15 protein-coding genes and 1 tRNA gene are annotated in these 20,818 nt (G+C 39.8%); 6 read left to right on the top strand and 10 right to left on the bottom strand.

All coding sequences use genetic code 11. From position 1 onward, the window contains the following. The first annotated feature begins 7 nt into the window (after nt 1-7). The 3 genes from TEGAF0_RS02795 to TEGAF0_RS02785 are packed head-to-tail and all read left to right on the top strand — an operon-like array spanning nt 8 to nt 3,951. Nucleotides 8-1,936, top strand: a complete 1,929-nt coding sequence (locus TEGAF0_RS02795) for a gliding motility-associated C-terminal domain-containing protein (RefSeq protein WP_264899887.1) — start codon at nt 8-10, stop codon at nt 1,934-1,936. Between the two features lie 4 nt (nt 1,937-1,940). Continuing rightward, complete coding sequence (locus TEGAF0_RS02790) at nt 1,941-2,393, top strand: YhcH/YjgK/YiaL family protein (RefSeq protein WP_264899886.1); 453 nt, start codon at nt 1,941-1,943, stop codon at nt 2,391-2,393. A 46-nt stretch (nt 2,394-2,439) separates the two neighbouring features. Further along, a complete protein-coding gene (locus TEGAF0_RS02785; protein WP_264899884.1) occupies nt 2,440-3,951 on the top strand; it encodes a sulfatase family protein in 1,512 nt (503 codons plus the stop codon). A 331-nt stretch (nt 3,952-4,282) separates the two neighbouring features. Here TEGAF0_RS02785 and TEGAF0_RS02780 read toward each other — a convergent pair whose 3' ends face one another. From TEGAF0_RS02780 to TEGAF0_RS02770, 3 genes are all read right to left on the bottom strand, one after another. Then, nucleotides 4,283-5,137, bottom strand: a complete 855-nt coding sequence (locus TEGAF0_RS02780) for an IS3 family transposase (protein ID WP_264898971.1) — start codon at nt 5,135-5,137, stop codon at nt 4,283-4,285. A 14-nt stretch (nt 5,138-5,151) separates the two neighbouring features. Continuing rightward, complete coding sequence (locus tag TEGAF0_RS02775) at nt 5,152-5,586, bottom strand: hypothetical protein (protein ID WP_264898973.1); 435 nt, start codon at nt 5,584-5,586, stop codon at nt 5,152-5,154. Nucleotides 5,587-5,674: 88 nt separating this feature from the next. After that, nucleotides 5,675-5,759, bottom strand: a tRNA-Ser gene (locus tag TEGAF0_RS02770). 81 nt (nt 5,760-5,840) lie between these two features. On the opposite strand from TEGAF0_RS02770, the gene TEGAF0_RS02765 reads away from it, so the two are divergent. Both TEGAF0_RS02765 and TEGAF0_RS02760 read left to right on the top strand, forming a co-directional pair. Next, nucleotides 5,841-7,679 carry an ABC transporter ATP-binding protein gene (locus TEGAF0_RS02765; protein ID WP_264899882.1) on the top strand — a complete coding sequence of 613 codons (1,839 nt, stop codon included), beginning with the start codon at nt 5,841-5,843 and terminating at the stop codon, nt 7,677-7,679. A 119-nt stretch (nt 7,680-7,798) separates the two neighbouring features. After that, nucleotides 7,799-8,254: a PUR family DNA/RNA-binding protein gene (locus TEGAF0_RS02760; RefSeq protein WP_264899880.1), complete on the top strand. Its 456-nt coding sequence runs from the start codon at nt 7,799-7,801 to the stop codon at nt 8,252-8,254. Nucleotides 8,255-8,323: 69 nt separating this feature from the next. Here TEGAF0_RS02760 and TEGAF0_RS02755 read toward each other — a convergent pair whose 3' ends face one another. Both TEGAF0_RS02755 and TEGAF0_RS02750 read right to left on the bottom strand, forming a co-directional pair. Continuing rightward, nucleotides 8,324-10,756 (bottom strand): sodium-translocating pyrophosphatase, encoded by a 2,433-nt coding sequence (locus tag TEGAF0_RS02755; RefSeq protein ID WP_264899878.1) that lies wholly within the window; start codon nt 10,754-10,756, stop codon nt 8,324-8,326. A gap of 94 nt (nt 10,757-10,850) precedes the next feature. Further along, the gene (locus TEGAF0_RS02750; RefSeq protein ID WP_264899876.1) at nt 10,851-12,068 is read right to left on the bottom strand and encodes a serine hydrolase domain-containing protein; all 1,218 of its coding nucleotides are present in this window, start codon (nt 12,066-12,068) and stop codon (nt 10,851-10,853) included. Nucleotides 12,069-12,180: 112 nt separating this feature from the next. Here TEGAF0_RS02750 and serA point away from each other — a divergent pair, with 112 nt between their 5' ends. Beyond that, nucleotides 12,181-13,419, top strand: a complete 1,239-nt coding sequence (gene serA, locus TEGAF0_RS02745; protein ID WP_264899874.1) for a phosphoglycerate dehydrogenase — start codon at nt 12,181-12,183, stop codon at nt 13,417-13,419. Between the two features lie 68 nt (nt 13,420-13,487). Here the strand turns inward: serA and TEGAF0_RS02740 are convergent, their stop codons facing one another. The 5 genes from TEGAF0_RS02740 to gyrA form a co-directional block, all read right to left on the bottom strand. Then, nucleotides 13,488-14,204: a copper homeostasis protein CutC gene (locus TEGAF0_RS02740; protein WP_264899872.1), complete on the bottom strand. Its 717-nt coding sequence runs from the start codon at nt 14,202-14,204 to the stop codon at nt 13,488-13,490. A 42-nt stretch (nt 14,205-14,246) separates the two neighbouring features. Continuing rightward, nucleotides 14,247-15,305, bottom strand: coding sequence for an isoaspartyl peptidase/L-asparaginase family protein (locus tag TEGAF0_RS02735; RefSeq protein WP_264899870.1), 1,059 nt, complete (start codon nt 15,303-15,305; stop codon nt 14,247-14,249). A gap of 244 nt (nt 15,306-15,549) precedes the next feature. Continuing rightward, the gene (locus TEGAF0_RS02730) at nt 15,550-16,704 is read right to left on the bottom strand and encodes a PQQ-dependent sugar dehydrogenase (protein WP_264899868.1); all 1,155 of its coding nucleotides are present in this window, start codon (nt 16,702-16,704) and stop codon (nt 15,550-15,552) included. Between the two features lie 18 nt (nt 16,705-16,722). Continuing rightward, nucleotides 16,723-18,090, bottom strand: coding sequence for a hypothetical protein (locus TEGAF0_RS02725; RefSeq protein WP_264899866.1), 1,368 nt, complete (start codon nt 18,088-18,090; stop codon nt 16,723-16,725). Between the two features lie 22 nt (nt 18,091-18,112). Then, complete coding sequence (gene gyrA, locus TEGAF0_RS02720; protein WP_264899864.1) at nt 18,113-20,803, bottom strand: DNA gyrase subunit A; 2,691 nt, start codon at nt 20,801-20,803, stop codon at nt 18,113-18,115. Nucleotides 20,804-20,818 lie beyond the last annotated feature (15 nt).

Genomic DNA, 20,818 nt, shown 5'->3' with positions numbered 1-20,818 from the left:
CAAGCAAGTGAAATATTTACTCTTATTCCTTATACCTTTTTACAATTCGGAAGTTGCTGCACAATTGTGCACCGGCAGTCTTGGCAATCCTGTTGTTAATATTAGTTTTGGAAATAAAAATAATCCAACCGGCCCACTACAGCCTGGCATAACCAACCTGGGTTATGTTACCAATGCCTGTCCCAATGATGGCAATTATTCTATCGTTAGTGCCGCTTTGGGTTGTTTTACCAATACCTGGCACGATATTAACAAAGACCATACAGGAGACGAGGAGGGCAAAATGATGCTAATCAATGCCACCAATGCACCCAGTGTTTTTTATGTTGAAACCATCAATGGCTTGTGTGGCAATACCACCTACGAGTTTGGGGCATGGGTTGCCAATGTTTTAAAGCCTTCTAGTTGTGGCGGAAATGGAACAAAGCCCAACTTAACATTCACCATTGAAACCACAAATGGAATAATATTAGAGACCTATCGCACAGGAAATATCAATGAAAGTTCAGTCCTGACTTTTAATCAGTTTGGATTCTTGTTTAAGCCCCCAATAAATACCAATTCCATTGTTTTAAAAATCACCAGCAATGCAGGTGCCGGATGTGGCAATGATTTGGCCATTGATGATATTACTTTCAGGCCTTGCGGTCCATCCATGTCTGCTAAAATAGACGGTATAAGCACTTTTAATAAATCAGTTTGTTTTAATGAACAGACCCCTATATTATTTAATATGGAAGTGGGACAGGGTTACAACAATCCGTTTTATCAGTGGCAAATCAGCACCGATAATGGATTGAACTGGAGCAACCTTAGCAATGCCAATCAAACCAATTTCATCAGAACGCCTACCAATGTTGGAACTTATCAATATCGTTTATTAGCTAGTGAAGTTATCTACTCAGGAATTTCTTCCTGTCAAACAGCATCCTTACCCATTAGTGTTGAAATAAAAACACAGGCCCCCAAAATAGGCACACAAGTGATTAACCAATGCATAGGAGGGCCAGTTAACTTTACAGCAGCATCAGGTTCAGGATCAGATTTATCGTATTTATGGACAGGCCCTAACAATTTCAAATCTACATTGAGGAACCCGCAACTTCCGGCCGTTAACCAATCAGATACTGGCAGGTATTTAGTTTTGGTGTCCACTTCAAATGGGTGTGCTTCTACAGATACTGTTCTTGTTACTGCTTATAACGCTATTAATGCCAGTTATACAGGCAATACGGTCATTTGCCTTAATGATAGTACACAACTCACTGCAATTGGCGGCGCCACACAGGAGTGGTATAATTTTAGTAGAGCAACCTTAGGGAACGGACCAACCATATGGGTGAAGCCAATAGATACTACCCAATACCAGGTTATCATCAGAAATACCCAGACTTGTACAGACACCCTTTTTATTCCAGTACATGTAATAAAACCGCCAACCGTAAATGCAGGACCTGATAAAATTATTAAGCAGGGAAATAGTACGCAATTGACAGGTAAAATAGACGGGCAGTACAATGGATTAACCTGGCAACCATTGGTTAATTTAACTCCTCCGAATTCATTGAGCCCTTTGGTTAACCCTGCCAATACAATGAAGTACACGTTAACTGCTTATGGAATAAATGGATGTCCTTCCAGTTCAGATACAACGATAGTAAGCGTGTTTGTGCGTATTAGTCCGCCCAACTCTTTTTCTCCAAATGGAGATGGCATTCACGATTTATGGGAAGTACCCGGACTAGAAACTTATCCCAATAGTTCTGTTAGCATCTTTAACAGATACGGGCAGGTTGTATTTCAAACAAAACCTTATTTCAAAGGATGGGACGGCAAATTAAACGGGAAAGAAGTGCCCACGGGTATGTATTATTATATTATTAATCAGGGAAGTGGGGAATCGCCTGTTTCTGGAAGTATTTATTTAATTCGTTAACTATATGATTTTAGATTCTTTGGAACAAATGAAGAAATACCAAACCCTGCATCCAAGGTTTGAAAAAGCAATGGCATTCATAGCAGCTTCCAAGATAGAGGAAATGCCAGTTGGGGAAACGCAATGGGAAGGAGATGATATTCGGGCCATAGTGATAGCGGAATCATTGGTTAGTGAAAAAGAATCAACTGATTATTTTGAATGCCATAATAAATTCATAGATATTCAAATTGTATATAAAGGGGAGGAAAAAGTTGGATGGAAATCCCGAAACAATTGCCATACACCAAAAGGTGAATACAATGAAGAAAAAGATGTTCTGTTTTATGAAGATGCCCCTGAAACCTTTTTTACAATTAAGCCCGGATATTTTACCATCTATTTTCCTGATGATGTGCATGCCCCAATGATTGGAGAAGGGATGATTCAGAAAATGGTAGTAAAAGTGCGCGTGTAGTGTTTTGGCACAAAAGTGTTAAGTTTATTTACACTAATCAATCCATATGAAACTGTTTTCCATGCTTTTGATGGCTTTGATAATGGTCATTTCAATTCAAGCCCAACAGCCCAATGTCATCATAATTGTTTCGGACGATCATGCTTATCAAACCATTAGTGCTTATGGAAGCATATTCATGCAAACACCAAATATAGACCGCATTGCAAAAGAAGGTGTTCGTTTTAACAAAGCATATGTTACCAACAGTATTTGTGGCCCAAGCAGAGCTGTTATTTTGACTGGTAAATACAGTCACAAAAATGGATTTAAAGACAATGTCAGCGCTAATTTTAATGGCGCTCAAAATACTTTCATTAAGGAATTAGGTAAAGCTGGTTACCAAACGGCATGGATTGGGAAATGGCATTTACAGTCAAATCCCGAAGGATTCAGTTTCTGGCAGGTTTTACCAGGACAGGGTAGTTATTACAACCCGGATTTTATTTTTATGAATGGTGAAAGAAAAAGAATTGAAGGCTATGTAGCAAATATTGTAGAAGATGTAGCAGAAGATTGGTTGAACAAACGAGACAGTACAAAACCGTTTTGTCTGGTTATTGGTCACAAGAATACCCATCGAACCTGGATGCCAGATACAAGAGATTTAAGACTATTTACGAATACCCGATTTCCTTTGCCAGATAATTTTTATGATAATTATGAATCAAGAGCTGCGGCTGCTGTTCAAGACATGACCATTGATAAGACCATGCGAATGGGGTACGATTTAAAAATGTTTGAAAACAAAGCAGAAGAGGAGAAGGAGTTTTCTATAAAAAGAATGACTGCTGAACAGCGCAGGAATTATATGGAATACTATGATTCTCTGAATAATGATTTAAATAAAAAAAAATTAACTGGCAAACAATTAATTGAATGGAAATATCAGCGGTATATGCAAGATTATCTGGCTACAGCAGCATCCTTAGACAGAAATATCGGACGCACTCTTGATTATCTTGACAAAAATAATTTGTCAAAAAATACAATAGTCATTTACGTTAGCGATCAGGGATTTTATATGGGTGAGCACGGATGGTTCGATAAAAGATTTATGTACGAAGAATCTTTTCGAACCCCTATGGTAATGCGTTACCCGGGTTTAATTAAGGCAGGGAGCATCAATGAACAGCTGGTGATGAATCTGGATATTGCACCAACCATCTTGGATGCTGCTAATATTCAAGTGCCTGCTGATATGCAGGGAAAATCCTTTTTGCCATTGGTTAAAGGTTTTCAAAAAAAGGGAAGGGATGCCATTTACTACCATTATTATGAAAATGGGGAACATGCTGTATCTCCTCATTTTGGTATTAGCACAGGGAGATATAAATTGATCCGATTTTATACCCGTGTTGAAGGATGGGAATTATTTGATTTAAAGAGTGACCCGCGGGAAATGAATAATATTTACGGAAAGAAGGGATTTGATAAAATAACTTCCGATTTAAAAAAGAGACTGATGGAATTGATAGATCAGTATGAGGACGCAGAAGCGAAGAAATTGATGGATTAGCTTCGCCCCCTCTTGCAGAGGATTAGCTTCGCCCCACTTTCAGTGGATTAGCTTCGCTCTCTCTTGCAGAGGATTAGCTTCGCCCCCTCTTGCAGAGGATTAGCTTCGCCCCACTTTCAGTGGATTAGCTTCGCTCTCTCTTGCAGAGGATTAGCTTCGCCCCCTCTTGCAGAGGATTAGCTTCGCTGATCCCAATGGGGGGGAGGCAAAAGAAAAAGCCCAGGCACTGTGTGCCTTAGGCTTTTCTTTATTTTTTCCTCCGCTTGAACCTACGGTTCAGACTCTGACCCGTCCTAAATAACCGATACGGTTATTAAAGTATAAAAGTAGTTTATTCAAAGGTAGCAGGAGCGTTCCTGCTACCTTTTTTGTTTTTATAGGTTTTAATAGGAAGTTTAGATTGACAATGCATTTGATTGGGGGTTAAATAGGAGCAAGAATAGTGTGGTCTTTCTTGATTATAGATGTCAATGGTTTCTTTAATAATTTGCTGTTGAGTAGTTAGGTCAACTTTGTAGTTTTCGATACAAAACTCATTTTTAATGATTCCATTGACTCTTTCAGCTATGGCATTTGAGTAGGGGTCAGAGTCTGTCGTCATACTACAAGTGATTTTATGATTACTAAGTAACCTTTGATATTCATTGGAGCAATATTGTAGGCCTCTGTCTGAGTGATGTATGAGTACTGCTTCTCGATATTTTCTTGTTTTAATAGCCATTTTCATTGCTCTTAAAACCCCTTCCGTTTGTAAATTATTCGATAGGTCATACCCAACTATTTTCTTTGAGTAGGCATCCGTAACCAATGCAAGGTAGTGGTGTCCAATGGCAGATTGCATATAAGTTATATCGGACACCCATACTTGTTCTGGTCTTGTGATAAATAATCCATTTACCAGATCTTTATGCTTTCTGAACCTATGGTGAGAGAAAGTTGTTATCCTGTAACTCCTTTCAGGCTTTACTTCTAGGTGATTGGCTTTCATAATGGCAAATAACTTATCTCGACCAATTCCAAGTAGTTCCAATTTAGGCTTTAGTAAGAAATACAATTTTCTTGTGCCAATTCGTGGCATTCTTCTACGTATAGGAACAATTAAATCAATTACCTCCTGAGCTAGTGTCTTTCTTTTATTGGTAGCCCTAATTCTGCGATAATAGACCTGTCTGCTTAACCCGAACAACGCACAGGTAGCTGTTAGCGTTTCTTTTTTTTCTGATCGATATTGGTCGATTGTTCGGGTGAGGAGTTTTTTCTTATTGGAATATTATATTCTTTCTCTGCCAAATTGATCATCATATCGAAAATCATGGCTTTTTTATCTGCCTGCTCTACTTGATGTTCTAAAAAAGCTTTTTGCTTTTCCAGAAGCTTAATCTTTAATTCCATCTCGAGCAGCTTTTGCTCTGGGGTTTTGGGCATATACGAGGGAGTTTGGTTTTCCCAGTTAAAGTTCCCATATTTTCTTAACCAGGCAATAATAGTTGCCCTAGATTGCACCCCATACTTGACCATGGCCCCTCTAGTGGATAGTTTACCGCGTTCAATTTCTTGAATAATCTCTAATTTTAGCGACAAAGGGTAATCACTTTGTTTTCGCTTAACATACTGATTCTCTTGATTGTCCTGCATATTTTACATTTTGTGTATCGATATACTAGGACGAGACACTCCAGAAAAATAGAAAAGCCCCGAGTATTTCTCGGGGCTTTTTCTTTTGCGGAGAGCGAGGGATTCGAACCCCCGGACCTGTTACAGTCAACAGTTTTCAAGACTGCCGCAATCGACCACTCTGCCAGCTCTCCGCGTCAAAAGTAAGGGGTGATTTTTTTTTATCCAAAACTTATTTTCATTCGAAGCTATATTTGCATTCTAATTGAAAGTTTTTGAAAGAATTAGCCTCATTAAATCATTATTTCTGGAAGTATAGAAAGCGTTTCTTTATTGGGATATTCTTTGTAATTACGTCCAATTATTTTGCAGTTTTAGCGCCACAAATCACCGGTTACGTAATCAGTCTTGTACAACAAAAGCTTCCCGGCGCCAAGCCAGCTTCTGTTTACCACGCTGAGGGAGACATTGTGAACCGTTTCATTGCCCTGGTTAGTAATAAGGACTGGAGTTTTGGCTGGCTGATTGCCTTTTGCAGTCTGAGTATTCTGGGAATAGCCATCATTAGAGGGGTTCTAATGTTTTTTATGCGTCAGACCATCATTGTCATGAGCAGACATATAGAATTTGACCAGAAAAATGAAGTTTATCAGCAATACCAACGTTTACATACTGCATTTTACAAACAAAACAGCACAGGGGATTTAATGAACAGAATTGCCGAAGACGTAAGCAGGGTAAGGATGTACACTGGACCGGCTGTTATGTACCTGATCAATCTGGTTACATTAATTGGATTTTGTCTCGTTAATATGTTAAGTAAAGATGTAAACCTTACTTTACTCGTTCTGGCCCCGCTTCCTTTACTAGCCATTACCATATACAAAGTCAATAGTATCATTAATAAAAAGAGTGAATCCATTCAGGAAGATCTTTCCAATTTAACCACCAATGCCCAGGAATCTTATTCCGGCATCAGAGTTATAAAGTCTTTTGTTCAGGAAAAAGCCATGTTCGGTTTCTTTAATCAAAACAGCGAAAAATACAAGCAGAATGCAATTGGGCTTGCCAGAGTAGAAGCCCTGTATTTTCCTAGTATGGCATTGATGATTGGCATCAGTACATTAATTACCATTTTTCTGGGTGGAATGCAAGCCATGCAGGACCCTTCAAAAGTGGGTACCATTGTTGAGTTTGTGATATACATCAATATGCTGACATTTCCGGTTAGTGCCATCGGTTGGACAGCAAGTATGATACAACGGGCTGCTGCTTCACAAAAAAGACTGAATGAATTTTTGCAACTTGAGCCAGCCATTAAGGATCATCCAACCGTTTTGCCTGATGAAATGGTATCAGGGACCATTGAATTTAAACAAGTAGATTTTACCTATCCTGATACAGGAATTAAAGCCATTCAGCAGTTAAGTTTACAAATTAACCGGGGCGAAAAAATCCTGGTATTAGGAAAAACGGGAAGTGGAAAATCTACGCTTGCACAATTGTTATTGCGATTTTATGAGCCTGATAAAGGAAGTATTACAGTGGGATCAAAACCGCTGCATATGTACAGTTTAGAAAAACTTCGCAAGAATATCAGCTATGTACAACAGGACATATTTTTATTCAGTGATACTGTGGCCAATAATATCCGTTTTGGAGTTTCTCCGGATACACCCATTGAAAGGGTAGAAGAAGCCGCCAAAAGTGCTAGCATCCACAATGAAATCATGGGCTTTGAAAACGGATATGAAACCATGATAGGAGAGCGCGGAGTAACACTAAGCGGAGGCCAGAAGCAAAGAATTTCTATTGCCAGGGCTTTGATTAAAAATCCGGAAATCATTGTGTTCGACGACTGCTTAAGTGCTGTTGATGCCAAAACAGAGAAACATATTATTGGCCATTTGTACAATTACTTACAAGACAAAACAGCCATCATAATTACACATCGTATTTTTTCTGGTTTTCATTTTGACCAGATCATTGTACTTGAAGACGGAAAAATGGCAGAGAAGGGTACCCATGATCAATTAATGCAATTGAACGGTTACTATGCAGAACTATACAGAATGCAGCTGGAAGCTTCTGTACAGCAAAGTGCAGACATTTAGTGTTGCAACGCCAAATAACGAATTACATTTTTGTTGATTATTTACTGGAAATTTTTGGTAATTCCGAAACAACTCCTATTTTTAACCATTAACAAACTGTTAACCAAACACTAATAACTGTGGCGTACGAGAACAACGACAAAAAAATGGAGAGTGTGTACAGCACTCGCATCCGTGCAGGAAAGAGAAGAACTTACTTTTTTGATGTAAGGGCAACACGTGGCAACGATTACTTCTTAACCATTACAGAGAGCCGCAAACGCTTTGATAACAATGGTTATGACCGTCACAAAATTTTTCTGTACAAAGAAGACTTTAATAAATTTATTAAAGCACTGGGAGAAGCAGTAGATTTTGTTAAAACAGATCTAATGCCTGATTTTGATTTTGATGCATTTAATCATGAGTATCCAGAAGGAGAGGGAGAAGGTGAAAACTATGTACCTGAACATGCAGAAGCAAATGAGGCGCCACTGGCTGAACCTGCAACTGCTTTCACACCATCTGCAGCAGCGCCAGCTAACGACGCTCCTGTGGTAAATGACACTGCTACTGAAGAAGTAGACAAATGGTAGTTTTTCGATTGCTTGCTTACATAAAAAAACCCCGAAATTTTCGGGGTTTTTCTTTGCAATAAACGCTAATTATTTCTTGATTTCTGAGGCTTTAATTTCAATACCTTTTTCACCAATACTCATGTAAAACTTTTCGTACTTTTTATAAACTTCATCTGATTGTGCAGTACCATTGATGATTAATTTACCATCTTTAATCTGAATATCTACATTCTCAGGATTGCTTACCACTCCATCAGTTTTCAATGCTTCAATTAGGTCTTTTAAACCATCTTTTTCACCGGTAACGGTAACATTCATTCCTGAATCCTGACCGCCAATGCTGATTTCAATTTTCTTCTCTACTTTGGTAGCAGCATTTGTTGTTGGATGCATATGTGCCAATGTAGGTGCAATTACCAAAGAAACGATTGACATCAATTTGATAAGGATATTCATTGATGGACCAGATGTATCCTTAAATGGATCACCTACAGTATCACCAGTTACAGAAGCCTTATGTGGCTCTGACTTCTTGTAATACATTTCACCATTAATTTCTACTCCTTTTTCAAAAGACTTCTTAGCATTATCCCAAGCACCACCGGCGTTGTTCTGGAAGATACCCATCAATACACCACTCACAGTAGCGCCCGCCAAGAATCCGCCCAATGCTTCAGGTCCTAATAAGAAACCAATCAACAATGGAGAGATAATAGTGATAGCACCTGGCATCATCATTTTCTTCAAAGAAGCTTCAGTTGAAATGGCCACACACTTATCGTATTCAGGCTTACCAGTTCCTTCCATAATGCCTGGAATGGTTCTGAACTGACGACGCACTTCTTCCACCATAGCCATAGCCGCTTCACCAACTGCTCTAATAGCAAGAGAAGAGAAGATAAATGGAATCATACCGCCGATAAATAAAGCAGCCAATACATCAGCCTTATAAATATCGATATGCTGATTGTCTGGCATAGCCACACCTACGAAAGCCGCAAACAAAGCCAATGCAGTTAAAGCTGCAGACGCAATAGCAAAACCTTTACCACTAGCAGCAGTTGTGTTCCCCACAGCATCTAAAATATCTGTCTTTTCGCGCACTTCACCTGGTAATTCACTCATTTCAGCTATACCACCTGCATTATCTGCGATAGGACCAAATGCATCAATGGCCAATTGCATACCTGTAGTTGCCATCATACCTGCTGCAGCAATAGCCACACCGTATAAACCTGCACAAAGGAATGAACCGTAAATTCCACCAGCCAATACAATAATTGGCAAGAAAGTACTTTCCATACCAATAGCCAAACCGCCAATGATATTGGTAGCATGACCTGTTGCTGACTGACGAATAATACTTAAAACAGGACGCTTGCCCATAGCAGTATAGTACTCAGTAATAATACTCATTAAAGTACCTACCACTAAGCCAACTACGATTGCACCGTACACTCCGTTTCTGGTAAATTCTGCACCTCTTAGTGTCATGGTTTCAGGTAATACATTTCCTACTAAGAAGTAACAAACAATAGCCGTTAAAATCATAGAACCATAGTTACCCATGTTCAATGCTTTTTGTACTACAGCTGTATGTAAACCGGCAGATTCACCAATTCTAACGAATAGGGTACCTACAATAGATAATATAATTCCAATACCTGCAATTAGCATTGGTAATAAAATAGGAGACAAACCACCAAATGCATCCACTAATCTGGATCCATCAGCAGCGGTTACTTCATTACCCAATACCATCGTAGCCAAAACGGTTGCAACATATGAACCAAATAAGTCAGCACCCATACCAGCAACGTCACCTACGTTATCACCCACGTTATCAGCAATGGTAGCAGGGTTACGTGGATCATCTTCAGGAATACCTGCTTCTACTTTTCCAACTAAGTCAGCACCTACGTCAGCAGCTTTGGTATAAATACCACCACCCACACGTGCAAACAAGGCAATACTTTCAGCACCTAATGAAAAACCAGTTAATACTTCAATGGTCTTTAACATTTCTTTCGGATCACCAGAAACAAAGAAAAATTCCTTCAATGCTAGGAACAATCCACCCAATCCTAGTACAGCCAAACCAGATACGCCTAAGCCCATCACAGCTCCACCAGTAAAGGATACATTTAATGCTTTACTCAAACTGGTTTTAGCAGCTTCAGCAGTACGTACGTTTGCTTTGGTAGCTACTTTCATTCCAATGTAACCAGCAGTGGCACTGAAAACCGCACCAATAAAGAATGAAATGGCAATGCTCCAATGGCTGTCTTCATTAGACTGTGCCATGAAACCTAATAATATAGCAACGATTACTACGAAATAAGCTAAGATTTTCCACTCAGCTTTTAAGAATGCCATAGCACCCTCTGCAATAAAAGTGCTGATTTCCTTCATTCTGGCGTTACCAGCGTCCTGCTTGGAAACCCAGTTAAATTTAATCAAGGTGTAAAGAAGTCCGATGACTCCCATAGCCGGAACGGCATAAAACAATAGATTGTTCATAAGCAATTTTGTGTCAGAGTTAAATTGTTAAGGTTGGCAAAAATAAGGGTTCTAGCCCTTTGGTGCTACATTAAACGCGGTATGAGCATAATTATTATTCCTCATCCGTATCCGGAACCTCAGAATCTGTAAAAACAGAACTCATTTTACCTGCATGCCAGATATTACTGTTGAATTTATTGCCTAGAATGATGATGGTTGCGGTATCCCCGATAATCCTTCTGAAAACGGCATTATTGCCGTGCCACCATCCATTATGGTAAACTATAGTAGGGTTGGGGGGATCAACATACAGATGCCAGCCCAATCCATAGTTCTTTTTTCCCCTGGTTTCATTGCTAAGGGGCTCGTAAGCCAGTTCCTGTGTTGCTATACTTACAAATTCTCCCTGATACAAGGCTTTATCCCAGGCCAATAAGTCACGGACAGTACTATACACATTTTTATCCCCGTAAATACAATCCAGTTTTTCAAGGGGGTAAGGTTTTTTTCCGGGGGTGTAGGAAGGAATATAGTTGCCGGTATCTTTCATGCTAAAGACATAGGTATCTTTCATTCCGAGGGGAGTAAAAACGCTGTCTTTCATGTATTGCGGAAAAGTTTGGCCCGTAATTTTTTCAACCACCAAGGCAAGCAAGGCAAAATTGGTGTTGTTATAACTATATCTTCTGTTAGGCTGAGATTCAGGTGCAGGGCGGGTTCCAGCTAAAAAACGCAATACATCATTATTGGTGCTTAAACCCGTAACGCTTACAGGATCTTTCACATACACCGTTTGCTTTACCCATCTTCCTCTTCGATTTTTTCTTCTGGTGGTATAAGAGCGGGTACCCGCCATTAACTGATCGTATTTGGGTAATCCTGAGCGGTGAGATAACAATAATTGTAGGGTAATTCCTCTGTAAGGAAAAGTGGGTAGGTATTTCTCTACTGGGTCATTCAATTCGAGACGGCCTTGCTCCATCAATCTTAATATGGTCATTGCCGTAAATGTCTTACTAACAGAAGCTACGTGAAAAGTAGAAGAGGAGGTAATAGGTTCCTGTGTAGCAAAATTGATCATTCCCCGGTAGTCCTCAAATACAATTTCTCCATTTTTAGCCACTAAAATGGCTCCGTTAAAGCCAGTCTTTACCAGTTGTTTTTCGTACAAAGGTTTTATTGCATTGGCATAATAATTTTTTTCACCAGACTTTAAACTATTGTAAACAACGGGCTTCCCTTCACTGATGGTATCTTTTGCAGGGGCGGGGGAACCGCTACAAGCCAATAACAAATAACTGAATACGGGAACTATCATCAAACGCTGCATTTATGTTGTATAGGGTTAGAATTTGTGCAAAGATAATTGTAGCCTTTGCTTATTCATCCAACGTGGAAAACTATGGCCTTGGTATACAAGTAGATAACATTATTTTGCAAGTATGAGCAAGCAATCAAATACCAGCTATCCCAAAGACCGAATTAATATTCTTTTTTTAGAGAATATTAGTGAAAAAGCGGTACAACAGTTTAAGCAAAATGGATATACCAATGTTCGTAAGTTAAGCGGCGCATTAAGCGAGGCAGAATTAATTAAAGAAATTAAAGACGTACATATTTTAGGTATTCGTTCTAAAACGCTGATAACCAAGAAGGTATTGGAAGCCGCAGTAAAGCTACAGGCAATTGGTTGTTTTTGTATAGGCGTAAACCAAGTTGACCTGAATGCTGCCATGCAAAAAGGGGTTGCCGTTTTTAATGCACCTTACAGTAATACAAGAAGTGTGGCTGAATTGGTAATTGGTGCAGCCGTTATGCTAATTAGAAGAATCCCCGATAAAAACATAGCTGCACACAAAGGAGTCTGGATGAAGGAAGCCAAGGGCAGTTATGAACTGAGAGGCAAAACACTGGGTTTAATCGGGTACGGAAATATTGGTTCTCAGGTAAGTGTATTAGCAGAAGCACTGGGCATGAAAGTGTTGTTTTATGATACAGAAACCAAATTGCCGCTGGGCAATGCTACTGCCGCAAAGAACATGAAAGAAGTATTGAACCAAGCCGATATTGTTTCCCTGCATGTTCCGGAAACACCGGAAACTAAAATGATGATTAATAAAAATGCAATCAGGCAAATGAAGCCAGGCGCTATTTTAATCAACTATGCAAGGGGAGAAGTGGTAGACTTAAAAGCATTGTCCAATGCCATCACAGAAAAACATGTCAGTGGTGCTGCCATCGATGTTTTTCCTTGGGAACCTGAAAAAAACGGGGATCATTTTGAAAGCCCCATGCAGGGTTTATCCAATGTAATTCTTACACCTCATATAGGAGGATCAACGGAAGAAGCACAGCAGAATATTGGAGAAGATGTAAGCATTAAATTATTTCAGTATCTGGAAAGAGGGATTACCAACGGCTCACATACCGTACCTGCCATTGGCTTACCACCAATTGAAGGAACGCATCGAATCCTTCATATACACCACAATGTTCCTGGTGTATTAAGTGCCATTAATACCGCTTTGTCTAATAACAAAATAAACATCGTAGGTCAGTACCTGAAAACCAATGAATCCATTGGTTATGTAGTACTTGATATTGATAAAAAACTATCTAATAAAGCAGTGGAATTACTGAAATTAGTTAAGCACACGATTAAAGTTAGAATGCTTTATTAATCTATACTTTCCTAACCGTTTGCAAGCATACATGAATTGGTTTGCACTCAATCATTTGATTCAGTCTATTATCCTTTGATGATAGACTGAATTTTTTTGATCTCTTCTGCATCCACAAAATCAATATCAAAGTCTTCGGGCATAAGAGGATTTTGATATGAGCTTGAGCTTGGAACCCTGGTTCTGGCAGAAGTGTGCACTTCAGAAACACCTGCTGTATCAATGATGCTTCTTACATTGCTGCTGTTCAAACCACTGCCGGGCATGATAATAATTCTATCACCAGCTTTTTCCACCAATTCTTTCACAAGAGACAAGCCATCGGTCACTTTGGGATGCTGACCACTGGTTAAAATTCTTGTACATCCGCACTGAATAATGGTTTCCAAGGCTTCTAACGGATTAATACAACGATCAAATGCACGGTGAAAAGTTACATCAAGGGGATAGGCTGCTTCCACCAATCGGGTAGTATTTTCCTTATCTATGGAGCCATCCTGATTCAGTAAACCAAAAACAACACCTTCAAATCCCAATTCCTTGCAAAGCAGAATATCTTTTCGGATGATTTCAATTTCATCTTCAGAATGAAAGTAATCTCCACAACGTGGGCGAATCATCGGGAATACAGGAATTGATATTTTTTCTCTTACGGTTTTTAAATATCCATAAGAAGGTGTGGTTCCGCCATTGGCATAATTTTCGCACAATTCAATTCGGTCAGCACCCGCATTTTCTGCGGCAACTGCAGTAGCGGTATTGAAAACACAGATTTCTAATAACATGTTGATGATTCGTTCAGAGGTTTAGATTGAAAATGGAAAGTATTAAATCAAAAACTTACTGTCTACTAAAATATTTTTATCATCTGCATAACAAACGGCAAAATTGAATCCTTTTTGTAAAGCATATCCGCCGTAAATACCATCTTTGTTAATCGCAATCATACAAGCCTGAATTTCCTTTGCTTTGGATCCCTTTACTTTTAATAATCTTTCAATTGCTTTTTTGCAGGCCATTTCAGGAGACAAACCCTGGCGCATAAATTCCATTACCGTGTGCGCTCCGCCAATTCGGATAATATCTTCACCCTGACCTGTAGCTACTACAGCACCCACTTCATTGTCTACAAATAATCCAGCGCCAATAATAGGGGAATCGCCTACGCGACCTCTCATTTTAAAACCCATTCCACTAGTGGTACAACTACCGCTTAAATTGCCCTGGGCATCCAACGCAATCATACCAATGGTATCGTGGTTCCAGGATCCGTCAGACAAACGAGCGGGAGCAGAAATTATTGAATTTGAATGATTTATAGCAGCTAAATCATTTTGATTATTAGGTTTATTCTCTTTGTTTTCGCGGTTAATAGCAGGCTTGTATTCGCTTTTTTGCAACCATTTTTTGTATTCGCGTTCAGCACCCTCAGATAAGCCATCTTTTTCCAATGTAAAGCCCTGAGAAAGCGCAAATTGCTGAGCACCTTGACCCACTAACATTACATGCGGCGTATTTTCCATGACTTTTCGCGCTACTGAAATCGGATGCTTGATTCTTTCCAGACAGGCCACACTGCCGCAATTAGCATTTTCATCCATAATGGATGCATCAAGAGTCACAAATCCGTCTCTGTCAGGATTCGCACCTAAGCCTACACAGCAATTCAATTCATTCTCGGTAACCATTACGCCTTGCTCAACCGCATCCAATGCACGGCCATTATTTTTTAAAACATTCCAGGCGGCTTTATTGGCCCGGATACCAGCGTCCCAGGTAGACAAAACAATTGGTTTTTTACCGGCATATTTGGGTGCAAAACCTGCCAAGGAAAAACTGCCTAAACCAAGGCTACCAACTTGTAAAAACTTTCTTCTGGAAAACATGAGACATTGATTTATGAATGAATATTTTTAAAAATAAGCAATGTTTCAATCCACAGAAGCAAATGGGTATAATTTCAAGACCAACAAACAATAATCCACCTAAGCCGCTGATAATCAGTTAGAATTTAAAATATCTTATTTCTCATAATTAACATTATGTTAAATAGCGCACAACAGAATTGGAAGAAATGCTTAGGATATTTACCAATCCACTCAAATCGAATTCTCAAGAAAAAAAGGGAAACTATTCCGCCACCAACCTCACTATCCTTCCGGGTCCTTCTATGGAAACATAAATGGAACCATCAGGTGCTTGGCGCACGTGTCGAATGCGTCCACCTTTATCAAGCAATTTGTGTTCTTTGACAACTTTGTTGTCCTTAATTTCAAGGCGGGCTAAATATTTTAAAGCCAGTCCACCGACCAATAAATTGCCGGTCCAGCTTTTGAATTTTTTATCGGTAATAAAAGCCATTCCACAGGCACCAATGGATGGCACCCAATTGTGTACAGGATCTGTAACACCTGCCATGGTTGGGCTTGCCGAAACGGGCTTATCATCATAATTTACCCCATAAGAAACCAATGGCCAGCCGTAATTATTGCCGGCTTTGATTATATTGACTTCGTCTCCTCCTTTGGGGCCATGTTCCGCTTCCCAGATTTCTTTTGTTGAGGGATTATACACCAAACCTTGAGGATTACGATGTCCGTAACTATAAACGGTTGTGGGTGTTGTATTGCCAGGTAATACGGGGTTTCCAGCTGGTATGCCGCCATCCTGTGTAATGCGATGAACCTTTCCCCAGGTACTATTTACATCCTGGGCATTTTTATTGGGTGAATTGACTCCTCCATAACTGGTGGCACCTCCTTCCCCAAAACTTACATATAAATTACCCGCTTCATCAAAATCGATCCTGCTTCCATAATGGCCTGTCATGGTATTGGCCGAGTTGGAAATCAACAAAATTTTGGGTTCGGTAATCTGATCATTCAGCAATTTAAAACGCATCAAATGAAAACTGCCTCCACCGCTTGGATGATTCCCTGCATATGTAATGAATATCCATCCGTTGCTATTGTATTGAGGAGAAACGCGAACGTCTAGCAGACCGCCCTGCCCACTGGTATTGATAACCGGCAGCCCTGTTATTTCCGTGATTTTATCACCGCTTTTTCTGTGAAGTTTTCCTTTTTTCTCAGTGAAAAGTAAATCGCCATTGGGCAAAAAATCCATACCCCAAATCACTTCATATCCACTGATCAATGGCACTGTTTTTACAGTGGGCTCCACTGTCATTTGCGAAGTATCTTCTACTGTTCCTTCTTTTTTACTGGAAGTACAAGAGAAGATACCTGCAAATGCAAGGAATAAAAAAAGGGTACGGATTGGCATTAGAGTAACTACTTTAACTTATTTAAAAGTGCCGTGTAAAGCATCAAACTCTTTATACTTAGCTTCGTATTGATCAAACAATTTAGCGTCTTTACCTCTAACACGACCCATTTTGTAGTAATAAATATTGGCTATAAAGTCAACAGATTTATTAACTACACTCTTTTCTGTATTGGTACGGGTTGCTTTGTCTTTTAAAATGGTGTAAGCCTTGGTTAACCACTCTGCAGCCACATCGGTCAATTCCATAGACTTCTTTTCAATGACTGCATTCTCGTTTTTAACCGCATCTGTTTTTGCCTTAAACTCTGCATCAGCAGCTGCTTTTTTCTTTGGATCCTTAACTACTGGCTTGTTAGCATTCAACTCCTGTAATTTTTTTATATTGGCAGCAAACTTCTCATCTTCCATATTGAAGTAGTTGTAATAAGTTACCCCTACGTTGAATGCTGCAATGGCATTGTTGTTGTTTTTCTCGTATGCTTTTTTGAAAGCTTCAATTGCTTTACGGGTATACTTGTCAACAGATGCGCTATCTAATGCATCGTCATTTTTGGCAGTGATGAAAACATCGCCAAACTGCAAATATTTGTTTTCTGTCAATTGACCTGCCGCATCCATCTGATCGTACAAAGCGGTCTTGCCAGCTAAATCATAATTCTGATCTATGAACTCAATTTCAAAATCTTCCCAATTTTCTTTAGGATAAACTTCTTTACCCAATGCCATATACTTTTCAAAAGAATCCTTGTTCTTCTGCTTGGTATAATAATCTACCATGTACTTGTAAATGTCGGCAAAACCCTCTCCTGTTACTTTGCTTTCGGCTAATCTTGCATAATACTTAGCAGCATCATCTGCTTTCTGAGCATTCTGGAAAGAGTAGGCACAATACAAAATGGAAGTGGTATCAAATGGCTGCTGAGAACTTGCCCACTTGTTTTTGAAAATATAATCGCTGTAGATAACCGCTTTTTCAAATTCTTTAGATGCTTCATTGTATTTTTTATCCTTGAAGCTATTGATGCCTAAATTGAAAGACGTGGAGTACATATCAAAGTATCCATCGGGTCCTTTTTCTTTCGCTTTTGCTAAAGTTGGTTCTAATTCTGCAAACTTCTGGAAAGCAGCATGGGCTTCTTCTACCGCATTGGGATATTTTGTACGAGAAGCTTCATTCTGATAGAACGCAGCATAAATGCGTGACTTCCAGTAATAGCCTTCTGCTTTGTCCTGATTCTTTGGATTGGCCATTGCTTTGTCCAATTCTGCTTTGGCATCCTCAAACTTCTTCAATAAAACATTGGTTTCAACTTTCTTGAAATCCTGAGCAGTAGCAACAGTTATCATGGCTACGCTTAACAACAAGGAGAAAAAATACTTCATATGGTTGTTTTTAGTCGTGTACTTAATTTAAAGGTTCTTCTTCATTATTACTATTCAATCCAGCATCTTCATTGGCTTTATTGTTACCAGATGATGCTTCGCTGTTATCAACAGAATCGGTTTGTTCTGTTGAACCATTTTCATCTGTCAACAGCGCTTCTTCCTCTTCCTGTTCTTCAATCTGAGAAATAGCTGCAATTTCATCTCCCTCATCCAAACGAATGAGTTTCACACCCTGTGTGGCCCTTCCCGCTTCTCTGATATCTGCAATACCGGTTCTAATGGTAATACCAGACTTACAAGTGATGATTAAATCTTCAACCTCTTTCACATATAGTATACCTACCAGGCTACCTGTTTTTTCGGTAACATTTATGGTCTTTACCCCTTTTCCGCCACGATTGGTAATTCTATAGTCTTCAATGGCTGTTCTCTTTCCAAATCCTTTTTCACTTACCACCAAGATAGTTCTTTCAGCATCATCCTTGTTTACACAAATCATGCCAACCACTTCGTCTTTGGAATCATCTACCTCAATACCGGCAACCCCAATAGCTCCTCTTCCTGTGGCTCTTACTTTTTCTTCGGGGAAACGAATGGCTCTTCCACTCTTTACCGCCATCATTATTTCGCTGGAGCCGTTGGTAAGTCTAGCTTCTAAGAGCTCATCGCCTTCCACAATCGTAATGGCATTTACACCATTGGCTCTAGGTCTGCTGAAATCTTCTAAGGATGTTTTCTTAATAATACCTTGTTTGGTACATAATACGATATAGTGATTTTGTACAAAGTCTGTATCAGAAATATCCTTCACATTGATGATAGCTTTTACTTTATCATCCCCGGGCAATTGTATCAAATTCTGAATGGCTCTACCTTTGCTTTGCTTCTCTCCTTCCGGAATTTCATACACGCGCATCCAATAGCATCTTCCTTTCTCTGTGAAGAATAAAATGGTATCGTGTGTAGAAGCCACAAATAAATGTTCAACAAAATCTTCTTCACGCGTCTTCGATCCTACCGCACCTCTTCCCCCTCTTTTCTGCTGACGATATTCGGTAGCAGAAGTACGCTTAATATATCCTAAATGAGAAATGGTAATCACCACATCTTCATTTTCAATCAGGTCTTCAATACGCATTTCATCTGCTAAATATTGAATCTCGCTTTTACGTTCATCACCAAACTTTTCTTTAACTTCTAACAACTCTTTTTTGATTAACGCATAACGAAGATCTTCATTCGCTAGCAAGGCTTTTAACTCTTTAATGGTTGCAATCAGGCCATTGAATTCTTCAATGATTTTATCGCGCTCCATACCGGTTAATCGCTGTAAACGTAATTCCAGTATAGCTTTCGCCTGAATTTCAGACAATCCCTCTACCTGGTTATACAATTCCGCAGTTAGCTCAGAGAACATAGCAGAGTTCAAATACCAGCGTTCTTCGCGGCTCTTTGCCATCAGCGCTTCTTTTGCTTCTTCCGGAGTACGGCTGGCGCGAATCAAACGAATCACTTCGTCTAAATGATCAAGTGCTTTCAAGTATCCTTCCAACACATGTGCTCTTTCCTCTGCTTTTCTTAAATCGTATTTGGCACGACGAATCACCACTTCCATTCTGAATTCAATGAAAGCTTTAATCAGGTCGCGAAGATTCATAATACCCGGGCGGCCATTGCTAAGGGCTACGTTATTGATACCATAGCTGGTCTGCAATTCCGTGTACTTATACAACTGATTAATGACTACTTGTGCAACAGCATCCTTCTTCAATTCTACAACAATGCGGGTACCATCTTTATTACTCTGGTTACCTACATCGGAAATTCCTTCCACAACTTTATTGATGGCCAACTGTCCAATACGGTCTGTTAAGGTATCACGGCTTACCTGATAAGGCACTTCGGTAATCACAATCATTTCACGGCCATTCGGCTTGGTTTCCACGTTGCATTTACCGCGCACCACTACACGGCCTCTTCCCGTCATGAGCGCCTGTCTAACTCCCTCCATACCATAAATAACACCACCGGTAGGGAAATCAGGCGCTTTTACATAATTCATCAATTCTTCAATAGTGATATCTCTGTTGTCAACATAAGCAACACAGCCATCTACTACTTCGCTCAAGTTGTGGGGCATCATATTGGTGGCCATACCCACGGCAATACCGGAGGAGCCGTTTACCAGCAACTGTGGAATGCGAGTCGGCAAAACGGTTGGCTCTTCCAATGAATCGTCAAAATTCAATTGAAAATCTACCGTCTCTTTTTCAATATCATCCAGCATAGCTTCTGCGATGCGCTGCAATCTTGCTTCCGTGTAACGCATGGCAGCCGGTGGATCTCCATCCTGGTTACCAAAGTTACCCTGCCGATCAACCAACGTATAACGCATCGTCCATTCCTGGGCCATACGAACCAGTGTGTCATAGATGGCACTATCTCCGTGGGGATGGTATTTACCCATTACTTCCCCAACAATACGGGCAGATTTCTTAAAAGGCTTATTGCTGTTATTGCCCAGTTCATTCATGGCATACAATACTCTGCGATGCACAGGCTTGAATCCATCTCTTACATCAGGCAATGCTCTACCAACAATCACCGACATGGAATAGTCGATGTAAGCGGTCTTCATTTGTTCCTCAATATTGACCTGAATAATGCGGTCGTTATCGTTCGTTTGTTCCGGTAATAAATTTTCTTCCATTGGTACTTTCGGGTT

Source organism: Sediminibacterium sp. TEGAF015 (assembly GCF_025997995.1).
GTDB lineage: Bacteria > Bacteroidota > Bacteroidia > Chitinophagales > Chitinophagaceae > Sediminibacterium.
This window is presented reverse-complemented; position numbering and strand designations above follow the sequence as displayed.

Bases quoted from the DNA above. Each gene is read 5' to 3' on its own strand.
- TEGAF0_RS02790 (WP_264899886.1), top strand. From the start codon at position 1,941: ATGATTTTAGATTCTTTGGAACAAATGAAGAAATACCAAACCCTGCAT.
- TEGAF0_RS02785 (WP_264899884.1), top strand. From the start codon at position 2,440: ATGAAACTGTTTTCCATGCTTTTGATGGCTTTGATAATGGTCATTTCA.
- TEGAF0_RS02775 (WP_264898973.1), bottom strand. From the start codon at position 5,586: ATGCAGGACAATCAAGAGAATCAGTATGTTAAGCGAAAACAAAGTGAT.
- TEGAF0_RS02755 (WP_264899878.1), bottom strand. From the start codon at position 10,756: ATGAACAATCTATTGTTTTATGCCGTTCCGGCTATGGGAGTCATCGGA.
- TEGAF0_RS02750 (WP_264899876.1), bottom strand. From the start codon at position 12,068: ATGCAGCGTTTGATGATAGTTCCCGTATTCAGTTATTTGTTATTGGCT.
- serA (WP_264899874.1), top strand. From the start codon at position 12,181: ATGAGCAAGCAATCAAATACCAGCTATCCCAAAGACCGAATTAATATT.
- TEGAF0_RS02740 (WP_264899872.1), bottom strand. From the start codon at position 14,204: ATGTTATTAGAAATCTGTGTTTTCAATACCGCTACTGCAGTTGCCGCA.
- TEGAF0_RS02735 (WP_264899870.1), bottom strand. From the start codon at position 15,305: ATGTTTTCCAGAAGAAAGTTTTTACAAGTTGGTAGCCTTGGTTTAGGC.
- TEGAF0_RS02730 (WP_264899868.1), bottom strand. From the start codon at position 16,704: ATGCCAATCCGTACCCTTTTTTTATTCCTTGCATTTGCAGGTATCTTC.
- TEGAF0_RS02725 (WP_264899866.1), bottom strand. From the start codon at position 18,090: ATGAAGTATTTTTTCTCCTTGTTGTTAAGCGTAGCCATGATAACTGTT.
- gyrA (WP_264899864.1), bottom strand. From the start codon at position 20,803: ATGGAAGAAAATTTATTACCGGAACAAACGAACGATAACGACCGCATT.